At 68.0% G+C, this 1,374-nt stretch carries 1 protein-coding gene; it reads left to right on the forward strand.

What is annotated here, in order from left to right; all coding sequences use genetic code 11:
• Positions 1 to 2: 2 nt before the first annotated feature.
• Positions 3 to 1,079: a c-type cytochrome biogenesis protein CcsB gene (gene ccsB, locus AC3A46_RS13580; RefSeq protein WP_487665660.1), complete on the forward strand. Its 1,077-nt coding sequence runs from the start codon at positions 3 to 5 to the stop codon at positions 1,077 to 1,079.
• Positions 1,080 to 1,374: the final 295 nt, after the last annotated feature.

The raw sequence follows: 1,374 nt of genomic DNA on the forward strand, positions 1-1,374 counted from the left end.
CCATGCCCGACGCCTCCCCCCTCACGCTCGACTCGGTCTCGGTGCTGCTGGTCTGGACGGCCATCGCGATCTACGCCCTCGCGTTCATCGCGTACGCGGTCGACCTGGCCCGTCGCGGCGCGGTCGCCGTGGACGCCAAGGATGCTGCGGCCAAGACCGCGCGCGAGCGCGAACTCGTCGCCGCCGGCGGCGCCGGCGGAGGCTCGCGCGGCGGCATCGTGGAGCAGCTGCGGGCGCAGGAGACGGCGTCCGAGGCGGCGCTCAACGCCCCCGTCGGAAAGCGCGCGCGGCTCGTCTGGGCCCGCATCGGCACCTCGCTGACGGTGCTCGGCTTCCTCTTCCACCTCGGCGGCGACGTCACCCGCGGCATCGCCGCGGGGCGCGTGCCGTGGTCGAACATGTACGAGTTCGCCCTCACCGGGACGCTCCTCATCGTCGCGGTGTACCTCGGCGTGCTTTTCCGCTACGACCTGCGGTTCCTCGGCACCTTCATCACGGGCCTCGTGGTGGTGCTGCTCGGCGGCACGGCCATCTGGTTCTACACCGACATCGTGCCCCTCATGGACCCGCTGAAGTCGGTGTGGCTCGTCATCCACGTCTTCGTCGCCTCGCTCGCGACCGCGCTGTTCGCCCTCGCCTTCGGCCTCTCGGTGCTGCAGCTCATGCAGGCCCGCCGCGAGACGAGGATCGCGGCTCTCGCGAAGGCCGAGGCGGCGGCATCCGGCACCGCGAAGACGGGCCCGGGCTTTCTCAAGACCCTCCCCAGCGCCGAGGCGCTCGAGTCGCTGGCCTACCGTTTCGCGATCCTCGGCTTCATCTTCTGGACCTTCACGCTCATCGCCGGATCCATCTGGGCCAACGACGCGTGGGGCCGCTACTGGGGCTTCGACACCAAGGAAGTCTGGACCTTCGTGATCTGGGTCCTCTACGCCGGCTACATCCACGCGCGGGCCACGCGCGGCTGGCGCGGATCACGCTCGGCGTGGCTGTCGATCATCGGATTCACCGCCGTGATCTTCAACTTCACGATCGTCAACATGTTCTTCAAGGGCCTTCACGCCTACTCCGGCCTGAACTGAGCTGCTGTTTCGCGATGACATTCCGTCGGCGGAATGTGCCGTCTGAACAGGAATTCACGACACACCCTTGACGGAACTCGGTGGGCGGGTCTAGCTTTGCCGCTGTTCGGTCCGCCGTCGCGTTGCCCTCGGGTGGGCAGTTGCGGAGAACCGGACAAGGGGTTTGATGCATGTGTCATCGCCGGGGTTCGGGGGAGCCGCGTAGCGGAACGAGTGCACCGGCGCGTTGTTGTCAGTTCGATCGAGCGACAGGCGCGTCATGGTTTGGGGTGAGGGAACGGAGCGCTCTCGGAGC

The sequence above is a fragment of the Microbacterium sp. Soil_C_42 genome (genome assembly GCF_057656735.1).

Coding starts and splice junctions, on each gene's coding strand:
- ccsB (WP_487665660.1), top strand. CDS start 3: ATGCCCGACGCCTCCCCCCTCACGCTCGACTCGGTCTCGGTGCTGCTG.